Source organism: Bacillus sp. JJ1127 (assembly GCF_036965845.1).
Taxonomy (GTDB): Bacteria; Bacillota; Bacilli; order Bacillales; family Bacillaceae_G; genus Bacillus_A.
Genome location: NZ_JBALQK010000244.1, coordinates 1 through 1,373 on the forward strand (window position 1 = coordinate 1; position 1,373 = coordinate 1,373).

Genomic DNA, 1,373 nt, shown 5'->3' on the forward strand with positions numbered 1-1,373 from the left:
GACTATCTTCTTCTTTGACCTTGACGATGTAAAGATATTGTTGTTATGGTTAAATTTGAAAAATAGGTAGATTAAAAGGAGTTTTAGTGATGAAAAGGTTAAAGTGGGGAAGAGTAACCATACTATGTGCTATTATTTTGGGTATATGTTGGTTCTTTTTTTATGGGGGTCTAGAGAAGGAAGATACCAATGTTGTAAAAGCAAAGGAAAAAATGATAATAGATGGTTCCTCTCTACAAGTAGCAGAGTTACCAAAGACAGGGCTATCTGAAAAGGTAATTCCACAAAAGTATGTACCAGTAGTAGAAGCAAAAGCAGCGATGATTATTGATGCAAGTGATGGAGAAGTTATTTATAAAAACAATGAGACTGAAACCTTTGCCCCGGCAAGTATGTCGAAAATGATGACAGCATATCTTCTTTTAGAAAATATACATACAGGAAAAGTCCATTGGGAAGATCCGGTGAAAATAAGTGCAAAATCAGCACAAACAGAAGGTGCTAGAATTCCGGTGCAAATGAATGATACATTAACGGTGAAAGACTTATTCCACGCTTTAATGATTGAATCTGCTAATAATTCGGCAGTTGCTTTGGCTGAACATGTAGCAAAGACGGAGCAAAATTTCGTTCAACTTATGAATCAAAAGGCGAAGGAATTGGAACTCTCAGATAATACCAAGTTTGCAAATGCTTCTGGTTTGCAAGAGCCCGATGGAAGTGAAACAAAGATGCCAGCAGCTGACGTAGCAAAATTGGCATACCGTCTTATTAAAGATTATCCAGAAATATTAGAAGTAACACATTTACCTCAGAGTCAATTAGCATTTAAAAATACAGTTGTTACAAGTACAAATGAAATGTTGAATGCAGCGAATAAAGATCTTTATATAGAAGGAATGGATGGACTGAAAACTGGCTTTACTGATAGTGCTGGATATTGTTTTACAGGGACTGCGAAACAAGGAGATAAACGACTTATCACGGTTGTTATGGGAACAAAGAGTCAAACGAAACGTTTTACAGAAACCAGTAAACTGATGTCTTATGGATTCCAGATTGTTAAGTAGGGAAAGAAATAATTATAGAGGAAAACAGCTTATTTGAAACCCGAAAGGAGTGAAAATAGGCTGTTTTTATTTTTGCCTATATTATGTTTATAACTTGTAAGGATCTTTTTCATTTATATGATCTAGTTGCTTATTAATAGTATTTTTTAGGCTGTTCATTTTTCGTTCGATAACGGGAACTTTTTTGAACGTTAATAATGACAGCAGGCGTATACATGCGTAGTAAATTTCAATATGGTGTTTGGAACGATTATCAATAATGTGCTCCATAAATAAAAAATACCTCCTATATAAATCCATTTT

2 protein-coding genes are annotated in these 1,373 nt (G+C 34.5%); one reads left to right on the plus strand and one right to left on the minus strand.

From position 1 onward, the window contains the following. Positions 1 to 89: 89 nt before the first annotated feature. Entirely contained in the window at positions 90 to 1,070 is a 981-nt protein-coding gene (locus V7183_RS21220; RefSeq protein ID WP_097899068.1) for a D-alanyl-D-alanine carboxypeptidase family protein, read from the plus strand. Between the two features lie 87 nt (positions 1,071 to 1,157). Here V7183_RS21220 and V7183_RS21225 read toward each other — a convergent pair. Then, the coding region (locus V7183_RS21225; protein WP_335360744.1) for a hypothetical protein at positions 1,158 to 1,373 on the minus strand (216 nt) is incomplete at its 5' end.

Coding starts and splice junctions, on each gene's coding strand:
- V7183_RS21220 (WP_097899068.1), top strand. CDS start 90: ATGAAAAGGTTAAAGTGGGGAAGAGTAACCATACTATGTGCTATTATT.